The organism is Pseudomonas sp. PP3, from assembly GCF_905336995.1.
Lineage (GTDB): Bacteria > Pseudomonadota > Gammaproteobacteria > Pseudomonadales > Pseudomonadaceae > Aquipseudomonas > Aquipseudomonas reinekei.
Map to the genome: position 1 here is coordinate 1,247,325 of NZ_HG995459.1, position 16,753 is coordinate 1,264,077.

Genomic DNA, 16,753 nt, shown 5'->3' on the forward strand with positions numbered 1-16,753 from the left:
AGCTTCACGCGACCAGAGCCGGTGAATGATTTTTATGGATCGAGTGCTTGCATTTTTCCCCCGCGAGTCTGTCAATTGAAGGTGAAAACTGAGCCGATACCTGTACATTTTGCCAATCGGTGCGATTATCGCCCGTCATCTATTCCGAGGCCTGGATTGAAGTGATGAACAAGCCTGACCTGCCGTCGATTCCGGTGTTCAAGCTCTATGGTGAAAGCCTGGATTGGCCGACCCCGGACTTGCTGCACTGTGAAACCATTTCCAAACGCAGCCGCGAACACCAATGGGAAATCAAACCGCATCGCCATGCCGATTTATGCCAGTTGCTCTTCGTATTCAAAGGTCAGGCAGAGCTTGAAATCGAAGGCAAACGTACGCAACTGACGCAACCGGCGATCCAGGTCCTGCCGCCGCTGTCGGTGCACGGGTTTCGTTTTTCCGAGGATGTCCAAGGGTTTGTCGTGACCCTCGCCGCGCCATTGATCGCCCATTTGCAGCAGCAACTGGGGCATTCGGTGAATGCCCTGGCCCAAGCCGAAAGCTACCCGGCGGGTGAGGACGGCGAGTACCTCAACAGCCTGTTCAGCGCGTTGCAGAATGAATACACCAGCCATCAACCGGCGCGGGAAATGCTCATGCATTCGCTGGTCAGTGTGATCATGGTGTGGGTCAGCCGGCAGGTGATCCAGCGCCACTCGGCCAACCAACGACCGCAGCGTGCCCGGGAATACCTCAACGGTTACATTCAGCTGGTGGAAGAGACCTATCGTCAGCACGTCAAGGTCGAGGATTTGGCCCATCGCCTGGGGATTTCCGTTTCCCACCTCAACGGCACCTGCCGTGAGTTGGCGGGGCAGCCGGCACTGCAGATCATGCACGAGCGGCAATTGCTGGAGGCCAAGCGCTTGCTGACCTACACCAGCATGACCATCTATGAAATGTCCGACGTGTTGGGGTTCTCGGATCCGACCAACTTTACGCGCCTGTTCCGACGCCGGGTGGGCATCTCGCCAAAAGCTTTCCGCGACCGCTTGAAGGCCGATCAGGACAACGAGGCCTGACACCTTCGCTAGCGCAGGGCGTTGAGGGTCGCGTTGTGGGGAATGCAACGCTCGAAATTGCAGCTGGCGTAATCACGGGGCAGATTGCGCAGCTGTTCCACCCGCCAGGCTGCTGCGCCATACAACCCGAGCGTGACCGCACAGGTGACGAAAATGGCGAGGTACCTTCTTGTTTTGATGTTCATGGTGTTGACCTCTGAACGAATACCCTTCGGTATTAATTTGAGCATAGGTCAGCGCGGGTGAGTTGCCAGCAATAACGCGGTATTCAAAACACTGATAAGCCATTGTTTTAATCGGGTTACAGGCCGATATCCCACGCCGGTTCCTCCGGAAACCTCAGTACCAGAAAATCCAGCACGCTGCGCAGCGCAGCCGGCATGTGTTTGCGTGAGGCATACACCGCGTACACGCTCATTTGCCGTGGCTCGGCTGTGGGTAAAAGGCGCACCAGTTCACCGCTGTGGATATGCACGCCGGCCTGATAAGTAGGCAGCATCGCCACCCCGGCACCGGCCATCGCCGCGCGTAGCAGAGTGCTGGTCTCATTGGCGCTGATGTTGCCCTGCACCGGCACCGATACCTGCTCACCCTCCTGCTCGAAATGCCACAGGCTCTTGCCGAAGTAGGAATGGGTCAGGCAATTGTGCTGGCTCAAATCCTCGACCCGCTGCGGTGTCGGATGCTCGCGCAGGTAGGCGGGGGAGGCGCAGATCACCGAACGGCAGACCGTCAGCCGACGGGCGATCAGGTTCGGGTCCAGGTCGTTGCTGGTGCGGATCGCCAGGTCGATGCGCTCATCCACCAGGTTCACCGTGCGGTCGAGCATCTGCAGGTCGATGCTGACGCCGGGATAGCGTTTGACGTAGGCCGCCATGGCATCGGCCAGTTGTGCCTGGCCGAACGAGGTGCTGACGCTGATTCGCAGAAGGCCGCGCGGGGCATCCTCCGGGACGCTGACAGCGGCTTGCATGTCGCAAGACAAGTCGAGCATCTGCCGACAGCGGGGCAGCACTTCGCTGCCGGCAGCGGTCAGGCTCAACTTGCGCGTGGTGCGATGCATCAGGCGCGCGCCGACCCAGTCTTCCAGCTCCGCCAGATAGCGCGAAACCACTGGCCTTGATAGCTCCAGATGATCGGCGGCCGCCGACTGGCTACCGAGGTCAACCACCGTGACGAACACCCGCATTGCTTGTAGACGATCCATGATTTGCCCGATTTCAGAAACAAACTATGTTCAAGCATCGCATTTTTTGCACTGATCGAGACAACTAAGCTCTGTCGATCTTCTGTGTAGGAGCCGGCTTGCTGGCGATGGTGACACAGGCGCCGAGTTTTCACCGGTAAGCATGGGTGTTCGTTAAAGATCATCGCCAGCAAGCCGGCTCCTACAAAAGCGTATTTCAACCAAGGAGCAACAGATGATCGGTTTCACCTCAATTAAGCGGGTTTTGCTGGCCACTACCCTCGGCTTCGCCGCCCAGGCCAGCGCATCGACTCTGACCCTGGATGTCTACAACCCCGGCGAAAAAGCGATTTTCCCGGTGACCTCGGTGCTGGTCAGCGGTGAGAGAGACGCGATCCTGGTAGACGCGCAATTCGGCAAGTCCCAGGCCGAACAGGTGGTGGAAAAAATTCGCACCAGCGGCAAGCGCTTGACCACCATTTATATCAGTCACGGTGACCCGGATTACTACTTCGGCCTCGATACGCTGACCGCTGCATTCCCCAACGCCAAGGTGCTTGCTTCGCAGCCGACGGTCGAGCACATCAAGCAAACCGTGGACGGCAAACTGGCATTCTGGGGGCCGAAAATGGGCGCCGACGTACCGGCCAAAACCATCGTGCCGGACGTACTCAAGGGCGACAGCCTGATGCTCGAAGGGCAGAAACTGCAGGTGGTGGGCCTGGATGGCAAACAACCGGATCGCAGCTTCGTGTGGATTCCGTCGATCAAGGCCGTGGTCGGTGGGGTGGTCGTGGCAGAGAACATCCATGTGTGGATGGCCGATACCCAGACGCCACAGTCCCATGCCGATTGGCTGGCTACGCTGCATGCCATTGAAACCCTGAAACCGAAAACCGTGATTCCGGGGCATTACCTCGGCGACACTGCCCGGTCATTGGCCGCCGTGCAGTTCACTGCCGATTACATCAAGGCCTTCGACGAGGAAACCGCCAAGGCCAAGGATTCGGCGGCCCTGATTGCAGCGATGAAAAAACGCTACCCGGCACTGGGTGAAGAAAGCTCCCTGGAGTTGAGCGCCAAGGTCGCCAAGGGTGAGATGAAGTGGTAATGGATTTGGGGGAGTAATGTCCCCCAGGTTTCAGCGACTCTGCGCCTGCTCCACCAACCACCCCATCAACTCGCGCAACTTCGGTGAAGCCCCGGGTTTTTCCGGGGATACCAGGTAGTACGCCAGCCCGGTTTTCACTTTCAATTCGAATGGCATGACCAGCCGCCCGGCATCCAGGTCATCGCCGATCAACGACCAGTCACCAATCGCCACCCCCGTGCCTTGCGATGCCATCGACATTGCCAGATCGAGCGTTTCGAAATGCTGACCCTTGCTGACATTGCTCAACTGCACATCCGCCGCTTTCAACCAGGCCTTCCAGTCGCGCTCATCGCGGGTGGGGTGCAGGAGTAGATGCTGTTGCAGATCGGTCGGTGTTTGCAGGGTGATCGGCCCTTCGAGCATCGGCCGGGAACAGACCGGTGTCAGCTGCTCGTCGAACAGTTTTTGTGACACCAGTGCAGTGTCCGGCGGTGCGCCATACATCACCGCCGCATCGAATTGCTCGCGATGAAAATCCACCCCGTGCTTGACCGTGGTGGTCAGTTCCACCGGCACGTCCGGGCGCTCCTTTTGCCATTGCAACAGGCGCGGCAACAGCCAGCGCATGACACAGGTCGGCGCTTTGAGTTGAAGGGTTTCGCGCTTCTCGCCGATCTGTTCAACGGCCTCGTCGATCAAGCCGAAAATCTGCTGCACCCGTGGCAGCCATTCCCGTCCCTCGGCCGTCAGATCGAGACCCCGGGCCTGACGAATGAACAGTTCATAACCCAGATGATCTTCCAGCCCGGCGATTTGTCGGCTCACTGCGCCCTGGGTGATGTGCAGTTGCTCGGCGGCCCGGGTGAAGTTGCAGCACTGCGCGGTAATCAGAAAAGTGTGCAGCGCCGGCAGGGGAGGCAGTCGTTTCATTGGGATCCAAGGTATGACGTGAGGACATGGCTAGTATGACTTTTTATCCATTGTTGCGGCTACGTGTCGCCCGTTCCAATGAGGCCATCCCTGGACCTGCGAATCCATCATAAACACTGCGCAGGCCCGGCGTCTCAAATCGAACAAGAAGGGCAATTCACATGGCGACGTGCGGCGAAGTATTGGTCAAGTTACTCGAGAATTATGGTGTTGAGCAGGTGTTCGGCATTCCCGGCGTTCATACCGTGGAGCTGTATCGCGGGCTGGCCCGTTCGAGCATCAACCACGTCACGCCACGTCACGAACAGGGCGCCGGTTTCATGGCCGACGGCTACGCGCGCACCAGCGGCAAACCGGGTGTGTGCTTCATCATCACCGGCCCCGGCATGACCAACATCACCACGGCGATGGGCCAGGCGTATGCCGACTCGATCCCGATGCTGGTGATTTCCAGCGTGCAGTCCCGCAGCCAGTTGGGCGGCGGTCGCGGCAAGCTGCACGAACTGCCGAACCAGGGCGCGTTGTGCGCCGGCGTCGCGGCGTTCTCCCACACCCTGATGTCGGCGTCGGAGTTGCCGGGCGTTTTGGCTCGTGCGTTCTCGCTGTTCCAGGCGGGTCGTCCGCGCCCGGTGCACATTGAAATTCCGTTGGATGTATTGGTTGAAGAGGCCGACGACTTGCTCAGCAGCCTGCCGGTCAATATCGACCGCGCCGGTGCTTCGCCGAGCGCCGTGTCGCGCATGACCGACCTGCTGGCCGGCGCCCAGCGTCCGCTGATCCTGGCCGGTGGCGGTGCCATCGATGCCGCTGCCGAGCTGACTGAGCTGGCCGAGTTGCTGGATGCACCGGTGGCCCTGACCATCAACGCCAAAGGCATGCTCGAGTCCGCTCACCCGCTGCTGATCGGTTCGACCCAGAGCCTGGTCGCCACTCGCGCGCTGGTTGCCGAGGCTGACGTGGTGTTGGCCATCGGCACTGAACTGGCCGAAACCGACTACGACGTGACCTTCGCCGGTGGGTTCGAGATTCCCGGCAAGCTGCTGCGTATCGACATCGACCCGGACCAGACCGTGCGCAATTATCCGCCGCACGTGGCGCTGGTGTCCGACTCGCGCAACGCCGCCCAGGCGTTGCTCAGCGCGTTGTCCCACAAGTCCCTGGCCGAGCGCCGCAACGATTGGGGTCAGGTACGCGCCGCCCGTTTGCGTGAAGAGCTGGCCGCGTCCTGGGATGCACCGACCCTGGCCCAGACCCGCTTCCTCGAAACCGTTTTGCATGAATTGCCGAACGCGGTATTCGTCGGCGATTCGACCCAACCGGTGTACACCGGCAACCTGACATTCAACCCGGAACGCCCGCGTCGCTGGTTCAACTCGTCCACCGGCTACGGCACCCTCGGCTATGCCTTGCCGGCAGCGATTGGCGCCTGGCTCGGTGGCAGCGTTGAAAGCGGCACGCGTCCTCCGGTGGTGTGCCTGATCGGTGACGGCGGCCTGCAATTCACCCTGCCGGAACTGGCCAGTGCCGTGGAAGCGCGCACGCCGGTGATCGTCCTGCTGTGGAATAACCAGGGCTACGAAGAGATCAAGAAATACATGGTCAATCGCGCCATCGAGCCGGTTGGCGTCGACATCTATACCCCGGATTTCATCGGCGTGGCCAAGGCCCTGGGGTGCGCGGCGCAGGCCGTCAGCGGTGTTGAACAACTGCGTGCTGCGCTGCGTACCGCGACCGATCGCCAAGGCCCGACCCTGATTGAAATCGATCAGGCCGAGTGGATGAAGGCGGTGTCGAAATGACGTTTCCGACGACCCTGGATGGCCTGTACATCGATGGCCAATGGTCGGCCGGTCACGAACACCTGCGGGTGATCAACCCGGCGACCGAAGCACTGCTGACCACCGTAAATGGTGGTGACGAACGTGCCGTCGATCACGCCGTCAGTGCGGCGACCCAGGCTTTCGCCGACTGGTCGAAAACCACCGGTGCCGAGCGTGGCGCGATCCTGCGCAACATCGCTGCGGGCGTGCAGGCCCGGCGCGAACAGCTGATGTACTTGCAGTCGAGCAACAACGGCAAGCCGCTGTTCGAAGCGGCCATCGACGTCGATGACGTGATCGCCACCTTCGAGTATTACGCCGGTCTCGCCGAAGGCCTGGAGGCGAAACAGGACAGCGCCATCGAGTTGCCGACCGCCGATTTCAGCGCGCGCTTGCGCCGCGAGCCGTGCGGTGTGGTCGGCTTGATCGTGCCGTGGAATTTCCCGATGGTTACCACCGCGTGGAAGCTTGCCCCGGCCCTGGCCGCCGGCTGCTGCGTGGTGCTCAAGCCATCAGAAGTGACGCCGCTGCCGGAGCTGGAACTGGCAGCAATCATCGCTGAAGCCGGGTTGCCAGCAGGGGTGTTCAACCTGGTCTGCGGCACGGGGCTGGCGGTCGGCGCTCCCATGTCGGCGGACCCGCGTATCGCAAAAATTTCCTTCACCGGCAGCAACGCGGTGGGTGTGCAAGTCATGCAACGCGCCGCAGAAACCGTGAAGGGCGTGAGCCTGGAACTGGGCGGTAAATCTTCGTTGTTGGTACTGGCCGATGCTGACCTCGACCTGGCGGTGGAAGTGGCCTGTGGCGGCGGTTTCTTCAACGCCGGGCAGATGTGCTCCGCCACCAGCCGCGTGCTGGTCGCCGATGAACTGGCCGATGAATTCCTCACCCGGGTAAAGGCCCGTGCCGAAGCCATTCGCGTGGCCGACCCGTTCGACCCGAACGTGGAAATGGGCGCGCTGGTCAATCAGGCGCAATACCAGCGCGTACTCGGCCATATCGATCGCGGCTTGAGCGCCGGGGCGAGGCTGGTGTGCGGCGGTAATCGTCCTGCGGATTTGCCCCGCGGATATTTTTTGCAGCCGACGGTTTTCACCAACGTGCCCCTCGACAGTGCGCTGTGGTGTGAAGAGATTTTCGGCCCGGTGATCTGCGTGCGCAGTTTCGCCTGCGAAGCCGAAGCGATTGCCCTGGCCAACGACAGTCAGTTCGGTCTGGTGGCCAGTGTGGTCACGCGTGACACCGAAGCCGCTGATCGAGTCGCCAACGCTTTGCAGGCGGGCCTTGTGTGGATCAATGCGCCGCAAGTGATCTTCCCGCAGACCGCCTGGGGCGGCTACAAGCAGAGCAGCATCGGCCGCGAACTGGGGCCGTGGGGCTTGCAGGCTTTTCAGGAAATCAAGCACGTGATTCGCGCCGTCTGAAGGCACGAAAAAGGTGAGCGCATGCCTCTCGAAGAGGCATGCGTCAGCGTCATGGCTTCGATGAGTTTTTATCGATAGTCAGGTGTTTTGCACGACCTCAGGATGAACTCACTGGCCCGGTAAAGCCCCCGAAAATACGAGGGACAACGTTGATCCAGCCGCGCGGATGCAACAGTTTCGACCTGCCTTATACCTACAAAAACAAAGGGAGTCCGTAATGGGCGAGCATGATCTGAACAGACGTCAATTCATCAAGACCGTGGGCGTAGCCTCGGTGGCAGCGGCGGCAATGAGCCTGCCGTTCGTCAAGGCCAATGCCAGCGATACACGCTTCACTGGCAAGACCCTGCGTCTGCTGACCTGGTCCGATGACACCGGGCTGGCTGCCCTGCGCAATATCGCCGCGACATTCGAAGACAAGTACGGCTGCAAGGTCATCGCCGACCGCACTGGCAGTACCTCGGAAATGGTCGCCAAGCTCAAGGCCGGCGGCGATCGTCCGCAGTACGACATCATCACCCTGGCCGGCGTCGGCGCCGAAGGCCTGGCCGCCGCCAACCTGCTGGAAAAGCCTGACCTCAACCGCATTCCCAACATCGTCGATGTGCCGGAAAAATACCGCACTGGCGCCAACGGTCACGGCATCGGTTACCTGCTGTGGTGCAACAGCCTGGTCTACAGCACCCGCACCCAGAAAGAAGCTCCGACCAGCTACGCGTCCCTGTGGGATGCCGACGCGGCGCCGAACATTTTCCTGCCGCCGCCGAACTGGACCGAGGCCATGGACCTGATCATCATCGCCGCCAAACTGGCCGGTGGTGACGAGCACAACATCGAGCCTGGCTTCAAGAAACTCGCCGAGCTGAAGGATCGCGTGGTGACCCTGGGCGAAAACCCGAACCAGATCGCCGAACTGTTCCGCACCGGCTCGCTGGATATGGGTGGCCTTTACGCCCCGGCCTTCTTCCCGAAACAGATCCGCGATCCGAACTACGGCCTGGGCGCCACGTTCGGCATGAAGGAAGGTTTCTACACCGACTTGATGCTCTCGGTGATGCCGAAGAACCGTCCGGGCGACACCGACATGGCGTACGCCTTCATCAACCATTCTCTGGACCCGCTGGTGCAGGGCAAGATGGCCGAGGACATCTACAACGGCCCGGTCAACGCCAAGGCGATCATCTCCGCCGAAGCACGCAAGAGCCCTTACATCCTCACGCCGGAACAGATTGCCGAGAAGGCGATCATGCACGACAACGCCTTCCTGGCGACTGTGCATGACCAATGGATTCGTCGTTACACGGAAATCTTTTCTTCCTGATCTGAATGACAGGGAGGCTCTTCGAGCCTCATCGCCAGCAAGCCGGCGCCTACAAGAACAGCGCATGACCTGTAGGCGCTGGCTTGCCAGCGATCGAGTGCGCAGCACTCGCCATGCGCCTGATCTTCCATTGACGAGACCTTTGCTATGGAACACCAACCTTTGACCCATTCGGTCAGCGCCGCTGAATCGCGCCCGAATCGCGGTGTTTCACCGACCGCGCGTGCCTGGTTTTTCCTCACGCCATCCATGCTGTTTCTCGGCGTGCTGATCGCCGCCAGCCTGCTGGTCCTGCGCATGAGTGTCGGCACCAAGGGCGCGGAATGGTCCGGGTTCAGCCTGGCCAGTTACGCCCAGTTGCTGGAACCCTATTACCTCAAATCGCTGATGCTGACCCTGCGCCTGGCGCTGATCAGTGCGGTGATCGCCGTGATACTGGCGATACCGGTGGCGTACACCATGTCGCGACTGACTTCACCGTTCGTGCGGCGGATCTTCCTCGCGGCCGTGTTGCTGCCGCTGCTGGTCAACCTGCTGCTGCAAAGTTACGGCTGGCTGGTGATTCTCGGCCCGGGCGGCATGCTCAATCAGGCGCTGATGGGGCTGGGCCTGATCAAGCGTCCGATCATGCTGTTGTACAACCAGAACGGCGTGTTGATGGGCCTGGTGCAAACCGCTTTCCCGTTGGCCGTGCTGCCGATTGCCAGCGCCATGCGCGGCGTTGCCCGCAGTTACGAAGAGGCCGCCGCTACCCTCGGTGCCAGTCGTTTCCAGGTGTTCCGCCAGGTGGTGTTGCCGATGAGCCTGCCGGGGATCATTACCGGTGCCACGTTGGTTTTTGCTTATAACGCCAGCAGCTTCGTCGTGCCCTTGCTGCTCGGAGGTCGTCGCGTGCCGATGCTCGCGGTGATGGTGCATGACCAGATCGCCCCGCTGATGAACTGGCCCGCCGCGTCCGCCGCCGGTGTGGTGCTTATCGTCACCACGCTGGCGATCATGACCCTGTCCGAATACATCACCGGCCGTCGTCGGCGCATGCTGGAGGCTTCGCAATGAGTACCCTGAGCAAGAAGCGTTATGGGCTGTTGCCCGGCGAGACCGGCAAGTTTGCCGGCATCCTTTCCGGTTTCATCCTGCTGCTGGCGGTGCTGCCGATCCTGACCATGATCGTCATGTCGTTCAGTGGCGCATCGAACCTTGATTTCCCGCCGAGCAGCTACAGCCTGCAATGGTACGAGGCCGCCTGGCACACCTTCGTTTCGCCGGACGCCAGCGATGTGTTGAGCCTCGGCCAGGCCATGACTACCAGCCTGATGGTGGCGTGCCTGACCATGATCTTCGCCACCCTCATCGCCGTGCCGGCCGCCTATGCGTTGACCCGTTGCGAGTTCCGCGGCAAGGCCGTGGCGCTGCAACTGATGTCGTTGCCACTGGTGTTCCCGATGGTGGTACTGGGCCTGGCGTTGCTGCTGGTGTTCGACAGCCTGCCGTTCCACATGACCACCTCGCGGCTGGTCATTGCCCACGTCATCCTGGCGTTGCCGTTCGTGGTGAAGAACTGCACGGCGGCGATGCTCTCCATCGGCAGTGAAGTCGAAGAGGCCGCGCAAATGCTCGGCGCTTCACCGCTGCGGGCGATTGTCGATGTGGTGGTGCCGTTGATGAAGTCGGGGATTCTGGCGGGGATGCTGCTGGCGTTCATCGTCTCGTTCAACGAATTCACCGTGACCTATTTCCTCTACACCATCGACGTCATGACCGTGCCGATCTGGATGTACAGCCGCACCGTGTCTTCGCTCGACCCAACCGTATTTTCGTTTGCCGTGCTGATCGTGCTGATCGACTTCGTCCTGATCTGGGCGCTGGAGAAGCTGGTCGGTGAAGGTGGCGTTTCGTTCTGATTCTTGAGGTGATGCTTATGTCTGGTCTGATTCTGGAAAACGTCGAGAAACATTACGGCTCGGCCTGCGCGGTAAAAGATGTAAACCTGCATTTGCCGGAGGGCAAACTGGTGTGTTTCCTCGGCCCGTCGGGCTGTGGCAAAACCACCTTGTTGCGGATGATCGCGGGGCTGGAAACCCTGAGCGGCGGCGAGATTCGCCTGGACGGCGAGGACATCGGCCACACCCCGGCGCATCTGCGTAATTTCGGCATGGTGTTCCAGTCGCTGGCACTGTTCCCGCACATGACGGTGGGGGAGAACATCGCTTATCCGCTGAAACTGCGTGGCGTGAGCAAGGCTGATCAGCAGGCGCGGGTGGTGGAGTTGCTGGAACTGATCCAGCTGCAAGCGATGATCAATCGTCCGGTGGCCAAACTCTCGGGTGGCCAACGCCAGCGCGTGGCGATTGCCCGCGCAATTGCTTCGCACCCGAAAATCCTCTTGCTCGACGAGCCGCTGTCGGCGTTGGATGCCAAGTTGCGCGAGTCAATGCAGGTGGAAATCCGTCAGCTGCAGCAACGTCTGAACATCACCACCATCATGGTCACCCACGACCAGCGCGAGGCCATGACCATGGCCGATATCGTCGTAGTGTTGGGTGAACACAAGGTGCAGCAGGTGGGCACGCCGATCGAGATTTACCGCCATCCGGCCAACGAGTTTGTCGCAGACTTTATCGGCTCGGGCAACATCTTCCCGGCCACCGCACTGGGCAACGGCAAGGTCAGTCTGCCGGGCGGCGATGCCCTGCAAGTGCCGATCTGCAGCAGTATTGTGGTGGGGGAAAAAGTGAAAATGCTGATCCGTCCGGAAGACCTGCAACTGTCGGCGCCGCAGGCCACCGCGGGCAATCGCTTGCTGGGCAAGGTGACGTTTGTGCGGGATATCGGCGCGACGATCGAGACCACGGTGGAGTGTTCCGGGGTGTCGTTTACGGCGCTGAGCACGCCGTGTCAGGGGTTTGGTTTGAACGTTGGGCATCCGGTGTCGGTTACCCTTCCGGCCGAGGCGTGCCGGGTACTCGGGGCCTGATCCAAGCTTTCTATTGCCTTAGCCGGCCTCATCGCTGGCAAGCCAGCTCCCACAGGGTTCGGCGGTGTTCATACAATGTTGTGGCCACCAATTATCTTTGTGGGAGCTGGCTTGCCAGCGATGAGGCCGGCACAACCCACACAAACTCTGGATCAAACTGACAACCGCAACCGCGCCAGATCCCGCACTGGCGGCGCCCCGAACAACCGGCTGTACTCGCGGCTGAACTGCGAGGGGCTTTCATAGCCGACGCGATACCCCGCCGCCGAAGCTTCCAATCCTTCGGCCAACATCAAGCGCCGCGCCTCTTGCAGGCGCAGCTGCTTTTGATACTGCAACGGACTCATCGCGGTCATCGCCTTGAAGCGGTGATGCAGCGTCGACACGCTCAAATTCACTTCCTTGGCCAGGTCATCGATGCGCAATGGCTGTTCATAGTTGCCATTGAGCCACTTGATCGCCTGGCTGATGCGATGGCTCTGACTGTTGGCAATGGCAATTTCGTACAGCCGATGGCCCTGCTGGCTGCGCAACAGCCGATAGAGAATTTCCCGACGAATCAGCGGCGCGAGCATGGTGATGTCTTTCGGTGTGTCGAGCAATCGTGCCAGACGCAGCACGGCATCGAGCATCGCGGTGTCGAGTCGCTCGACATACAACCCGCGTCCGGTCGGGCGAGTCGGCACGCCGATCGGGCCAGCATCGGCAATCAGTGCGCTGATTTCTGCCGGGTCGATGTCCAGCCGTACGGCCAGGATCGGCTCCTCGGCCGAGACATTCACCACTCGACCGCTGAGCGGCATCGAGACCGAGACCACCAGGTAATTCAGCGGATCGTAATTGAAGTACTCGTCAGCCAGCCGCACTTCTTTGCGGCCCTGAGCCATGATGCACAGCGCCGGTTGCGCAAGCACCGGGGCGAACTCGTGGTTCTGGCTGTGGCGCGACATGAATAGCGAATCGACGGCGGTGGCATAACTGCCATCTTCGGCGGTGTTGCGACGAATGATCGCCGCCAGTTCCGCGCGCTGCTTCTCCATGTCGGTGTCCAGCGGGGCTTGAAAATGATCGAGTGACGACATGCAAGGCATCCTCGGCAGGGGCAGGAGTGATGGGGCAAAGCATATGTTTGTGCAAGCTTGAGCGGTAGATACATCCTGTCGAATGCTTGCCTGATTCTGCACGGGGTTGTTTTGTCGCCCCGGTAAGTCAGAACGTAGAGCGCCAAACTTGCTTGAAACTGGTCTGGCAGAACGCAGCCAGGGATTTACATATTGTTACAGGCAGCCCATGCACTTTCGCAGGATTGTGCAACGCGACGGCAGAAATCGACTAACGACATACGCGCCATGGCCCTTAACCTTTGATCCTGTCGCAGCCCGTCCCATGGCTGCCACTCGACTCCCCGGGAGGGTTGAACCATGTCCAAGCAAATCCCCGTCAGTCATATGGCTTTCGTTCGAGCGCGCGCCGGGCGTTCACAAGAACTTGGTTTGCGCCTGAGCGCGTTGATCGAACCGTCTCGCGCAGCGCCTGGCTGCCTGAACTTTGCCTTGCAACACTCGCAATGCGATCCAGAGCTGTGGCTGGTGTCCGGTTTCTGGAGCAATCAACAGGCGATGACCGCGTACTTCAGTACCCCGGCCATGGAGATTTTCGCCGAGCTGGTGCAGGAACTGGTGGTCAACAGTCTGGATTTTCACACTTTCAAGGATGTGTCGGAGGCGCAGGCCCTGCGTCAGTCCGGAGCAGCAGTACACAAACTGGCCGGTTGAGGGTTTAATGGCTGCATTCTCAACCAGCCAGGATGCGCGACATGGCACGCAAAGCCTTTGAAACCTTTGAAGCAGTATCGGCCGTAATCCCCCGTGAAGGCGGGTATTACGCGGCAATCGCCACCAAAGCCATTGGCGGCGCCGGTGCACCTCGTTTCAACAAACTGCTGGAAGAGCAGACCTTCAAGACCGCCAAAGAAGCGGACGAAGCCGCCGCCCTGCAACTGACCCATCTCAAGGGTGTTGGCGAAGACGGCGAGCTGATCTGGTAGTTACTTCACCGCTCCCGGGCGGTACATCTTGAACAATGCCTCAGGTCCCAGCTGAAAGTAATCCGCTGGCCCGCCGCCGCGCAGGATCGGTTCTGCCGCGGCGGTGTCGTACACCCCATCCTTCAACAGCCATTTGGCGATATGCACGGCGACCACTTCGCCGAGGATCAGCCAGCTCGGCACCACATTTCCGTCCGCGCGCTGCAACTGAATGATCTGCGTGACCTTGCATTCGAAGGACACCGGGCTTTCGGCAACCCGTGGCACCTGAATGATTTTCGACGCCACGGGAGTCAGGCCGGACAATTCGAATTCATCGACGTGCGGCTCGACCATGGCGCAGCTCTGGTTCATCTGTTCGGCCAATGGCCGGGTGGCCAGGTTCCAGGCGAACTCGCCGGTCTGTTCGATGTTGTTCAGGCTGTCTTTGCGCCCGACGCTGGAAAACCCAATGATCGGCGGAATGTAGTTGAAGGCGTTGAAAAAGCTGTACGGCGCCAGATTCAAGCGCCCGTCGGCATCCTGCGAAGAAATCCAGCCGATGGGGCGGGGGCCGACGATCGCATTGAACGGATCGTGGGGCAGGCCGTGGCCGTTGGCGGGTTCGTAATAGTGGATGTCGTCGGGCATGGGCCAGTTTTCCTGAAGGCTGCTTGTGAATATCGACAATAGTGCAAGGCCGCGCCGCTGATTGCCAGTCAGACCAAGTGCCCATGCAGGGCTGTTTGGTGTGCCTGGAGTTTTGTGGTGCTCCAGAAATGACTAAGCCCGGCCGAAGCCGGGCTCTGGTGCCGCTTGAACGGATCAGCTGACGGAAGCGCCGCCGGTACGGTCGTAGCCATCTTCAGCGACAGTGGCGCCGCCGGTGCGGTCGTAGCCGTCTTCAGCGACAGTGGCGGAACCTGTGCGGTCATAACCGTCCGCTGCAACAGCGGAGCCGGTGCGATCGAAACCGTCGGCGGCGAAGGTGTTGGCGGCCAGTACGGACAGGGCGATGGCGAGGAACAGTTTGGTTTTCATCTTCATTTCTCCAGGTTCTTTGGCGTCTTGTGTCTTGGCATGGGTTTCATGCTACGCCAATTAAACTGATTAAAAAGCGCAAAATAATGCTAGTAACAATCGATTAAATTGATATTAAGGCCGGCAGACATTTTCACTTTCAGGGTCTGAGAGCGCGCATCGCAGTTAATCGAATCGGACATGTACAGGATGGAAGGCGAGCATTAACTCGTGATTAATCGGCCTTCTTCGGGAGTGAAGGATTTTTCACCCAGCGCTCGAGCCCAATAAAAAAGGGGCAGACCTCGACGGTCTGCCCCTTGGCTGTTACGCGTCCGGGCTTAGTCCGTGACGATCCGCGAATGCTTGCGGGTGTCTTTCATGGTGATGTACACCAGCAACGACACGGCGATGCACGCGGTGACGTACCAGTAGTAACCGGTTTCCATGCCAATGCTCTTGAACCACAGTGCGATGTATTCGGCGGTGCCGCCGAAGATCGAAACGGTCAGGGCGTACGGCAGGCCAACGCCCAGGGCGCGGATTTCAGTCGGGAACAGCTCGGCTTTCACCACCGCGTTGATCGAGGTGTAGCCGCTGACAATGATCAGCGCCGCCATGATCAGGAAGAACGCGCCCCACCAGGTGGTGATGGTGTGCAGGGTGGTGAGGATCGGCACGGTGAACAGCGTGCCCAGAATGCCGAAGGCGATCAGGATTGGCCGGCGACCGATTTTATCCGACAGCCCGCCGACGATGGGTTGCAGGCACATGAACAGGAACAGTGTGGCGGCGGAAATGGTGGTGGAGTCGGAGATGCTCATGCCGACGGTGTTCACCAGGTATTTCTGCATGTAAGTGGTGTAGGTGTAGAACGCCAGGGTGCCACCCATGGTCAGGCCGACCACGGTCATCAGTTCCTTCGGATGGCGCATCAAGGTGCGCATCGCGCTTTCCTTGGCCTTTTCCTTCTTGGTGAACGACTCGGTTTCTTCCATGCCGCGACGCAGGTACAGCGCGACCACGGCACACAACGCGCCGATGGCGAACGGAATACGCCAGCCCCAGGCGTACAGCTCTTCGGTGGTCAGCAGGTTCTGCAGGACGATCAGCACGCCCAGCGCTATGAGCTGGCCGGAAATCAGAGTCACGTATTGGAAGCTGGAGAAGAAGCCACGGCGTTCCTTGGTGGCCATCTCGCTGAGGTAAGTGGCAGAGGTGCCGTACTCGCCACCGACCGACAGACCTTGCAGCAAGCGCGCGAACACCAGCAGGATCGGTGCGCCGATGCCGATGGTTTCGTAGCTTGGGCTCAGGGCGATCAGCAGCGAGCCGAAGCACATCAGGTAAACCGAGGCCATCAGGGCTTTTTTACGCCCGACTTTGTCGGCGTACAAACCCATCAGCCAGCCGCCGATCGGACGCATCAGGAAGCCCACGGCGAAGATCGCGGCGGTGTTCAGCAGTTGTGCGGTGGTGTCGCCTTTGGGGAAAAAGGTCTTGGCGAAGTACAGGGAGAAAGCGGCATAGACGTACCAGTCATACCACTCGACCATGTTGCCGACCGAGCCGCTGAAGATCGACTTGATGCGACTTCTGGTGGTTCTTTCTTTAGCCGGCATGGCAGCCGACCCAAGGGGCAGGGCGTTGGAGTTATCCATTGAAGGATCCTTCGTTTAATTGTTTTTGTGGAGTGCGATTAAACGCAGCCTGCGGGGGCTATAGCAGGAGCTGTGCCAACGGGGAGAGGGGCGGTTTAGAGGGGGTAGGGATGATTGGTGAGCGGAAATCCGCTCATGTTTTGTTGGGGGTGAGCGGAAAATTGCTGATGGGGCTGGTGAATTTACAGTGCCTGCTCTGGCCTCATCGCTGGCAAGCCAGCTCCCACAGTTTCCGTG

17 protein-coding genes are annotated in these 16,753 nt (G+C 60.1%); 10 read left to right on the plus strand and 7 right to left on the minus strand.

Annotated features, from left to right (window positions below):
- The first annotated feature begins 164 nt into the window (after positions 1-164).
- Positions 165-1,061: a helix-turn-helix domain-containing protein gene (locus tag KHO07_RS05770; RefSeq protein WP_150733746.1), complete on the plus strand. Its 897-nt coding sequence runs from the start codon at positions 165-167 to the stop codon at positions 1,059-1,061.
- Between the two features lie 8 nt (positions 1,062-1,069).
- Here KHO07_RS05770 and KHO07_RS05775 read toward each other — a convergent pair whose 3' ends face one another.
- Together KHO07_RS05775 and KHO07_RS05780 are read right to left on the minus strand one after the other, a co-directional pair.
- Entirely contained in the window at positions 1,070-1,246 is a 177-nt protein-coding gene (locus tag KHO07_RS05775) for a hypothetical protein (RefSeq protein WP_191635231.1), read from the minus strand.
- Between the two features lie 116 nt (positions 1,247-1,362).
- Entirely contained in the window at positions 1,363-2,268 is a 906-nt protein-coding gene (locus tag KHO07_RS05780; RefSeq protein WP_212626677.1) for a LysR family transcriptional regulator, read from the minus strand.
- 214 nt (positions 2,269-2,482) lie between these two features.
- Here KHO07_RS05780 and KHO07_RS05785 point away from each other — a divergent pair, with 214 nt between their 5' ends.
- On the plus strand, positions 2,483-3,358 hold the full coding sequence (locus tag KHO07_RS05785) for an MBL fold metallo-hydrolase (RefSeq protein ID WP_212626678.1): 876 nt from the start codon (positions 2,483-2,485) through the stop codon (positions 3,356-3,358).
- A gap of 30 nt (positions 3,359-3,388) precedes the next feature.
- On the opposite strand, the gene KHO07_RS05790 is transcribed toward KHO07_RS05785, so the two are convergent.
- A complete protein-coding gene (locus KHO07_RS05790; protein WP_150733744.1) occupies positions 3,389-4,270 on the minus strand; it encodes a LysR substrate-binding domain-containing protein in 882 nt (293 codons plus the stop codon).
- A gap of 161 nt (positions 4,271-4,431) precedes the next feature.
- Here KHO07_RS05790 and KHO07_RS05795 point away from each other — a divergent pair, with 161 nt between their 5' ends.
- The 6 genes from KHO07_RS05795 (at position 4,432) to KHO07_RS05820 (ending at position 11,809) form a co-directional block, all read left to right on the plus strand.
- A complete protein-coding gene (locus KHO07_RS05795) occupies positions 4,432-6,069 on the plus strand; it encodes a 5-guanidino-2-oxopentanoate decarboxylase (RefSeq protein WP_212626679.1) in 1,638 nt (545 codons plus the stop codon).
- Entirely contained in the window at positions 6,066-7,514 is a 1,449-nt protein-coding gene (locus tag KHO07_RS05800; protein ID WP_212626680.1) for an aldehyde dehydrogenase family protein, read from the plus strand. Before KHO07_RS05795 ends, KHO07_RS05800 begins: the two co-directional genes overlap by 4 nt.
- Positions 7,515-7,731: 217 nt before the next feature.
- Entirely contained in the window at positions 7,732-8,835 is a 1,104-nt protein-coding gene (locus KHO07_RS05805; RefSeq protein WP_056852708.1) for an extracellular solute-binding protein, read from the plus strand.
- A gap of 147 nt (positions 8,836-8,982) precedes the next feature.
- The gene (locus tag KHO07_RS05810; RefSeq protein WP_150733740.1) at positions 8,983-9,891 is read left to right on the plus strand and encodes an ABC transporter permease; all 909 of its coding nucleotides are present in this window, start codon (positions 8,983-8,985) and stop codon (positions 9,889-9,891) included.
- Positions 9,888-10,736: an ABC transporter permease gene (locus KHO07_RS05815; protein ID WP_212626681.1), complete on the plus strand. Its 849-nt coding sequence runs from the start codon at positions 9,888-9,890 to the stop codon at positions 10,734-10,736. The genes KHO07_RS05810 and KHO07_RS05815 overlap by 4 nt, the downstream gene beginning before the upstream one ends.
- Before the next feature lie 17 nt (positions 10,737-10,753).
- Entirely contained in the window at positions 10,754-11,809 is a 1,056-nt protein-coding gene (locus KHO07_RS05820; RefSeq protein WP_150733738.1) for an ABC transporter ATP-binding protein, read from the plus strand.
- Positions 11,810-11,961: 152 nt separating this feature from the next.
- Here the strand turns inward: KHO07_RS05820 and KHO07_RS05825 are convergent, their stop codons facing one another.
- Positions 11,962-12,891: an AraC family transcriptional regulator gene (locus KHO07_RS05825; protein WP_150733737.1), complete on the minus strand. Its 930-nt coding sequence runs from the start codon at positions 12,889-12,891 to the stop codon at positions 11,962-11,964.
- Between the two features lie 339 nt (positions 12,892-13,230).
- On the opposite strand from KHO07_RS05825, the gene KHO07_RS05830 reads away from it, so the two are divergent.
- Together KHO07_RS05830 and KHO07_RS05835 are read left to right on the plus strand one after the other, a co-directional pair.
- On the plus strand, positions 13,231-13,584 hold the full coding sequence (locus KHO07_RS05830) for an antibiotic biosynthesis monooxygenase family protein (RefSeq protein WP_150703964.1): 354 nt from the start codon (positions 13,231-13,233) through the stop codon (positions 13,582-13,584).
- Between the two features lie 41 nt (positions 13,585-13,625).
- Positions 13,626-13,856 carry a hypothetical protein gene (locus KHO07_RS05835; protein WP_075945483.1) on the plus strand — a complete coding sequence of 77 codons (231 nt, stop codon included), beginning with the start codon at positions 13,626-13,628 and terminating at the stop codon, positions 13,854-13,856.
- Here the strand turns inward: KHO07_RS05835 and KHO07_RS05840 are convergent, their stop codons facing one another.
- From KHO07_RS05840 to KHO07_RS05850, 3 genes are all read right to left on the minus strand, one after another.
- The gene (locus KHO07_RS05840; protein ID WP_150733736.1) at positions 13,857-14,486 is read right to left on the minus strand and encodes a flavin reductase family protein; all 630 of its coding nucleotides are present in this window, start codon (positions 14,484-14,486) and stop codon (positions 13,857-13,859) included.
- Positions 14,487-14,660: 174 nt separating this feature from the next.
- The gene (locus KHO07_RS05845) at positions 14,661-14,876 is read right to left on the minus strand and encodes a hypothetical protein (protein ID WP_150733735.1); all 216 of its coding nucleotides are present in this window, start codon (positions 14,874-14,876) and stop codon (positions 14,661-14,663) included.
- Positions 14,877-15,196: 320 nt separating this feature from the next.
- The gene (locus tag KHO07_RS05850; protein ID WP_150733734.1) at positions 15,197-16,516 is read right to left on the minus strand and encodes an MFS transporter; all 1,320 of its coding nucleotides are present in this window, start codon (positions 16,514-16,516) and stop codon (positions 15,197-15,199) included.
- Positions 16,517-16,753: the final 237 nt, after the last annotated feature.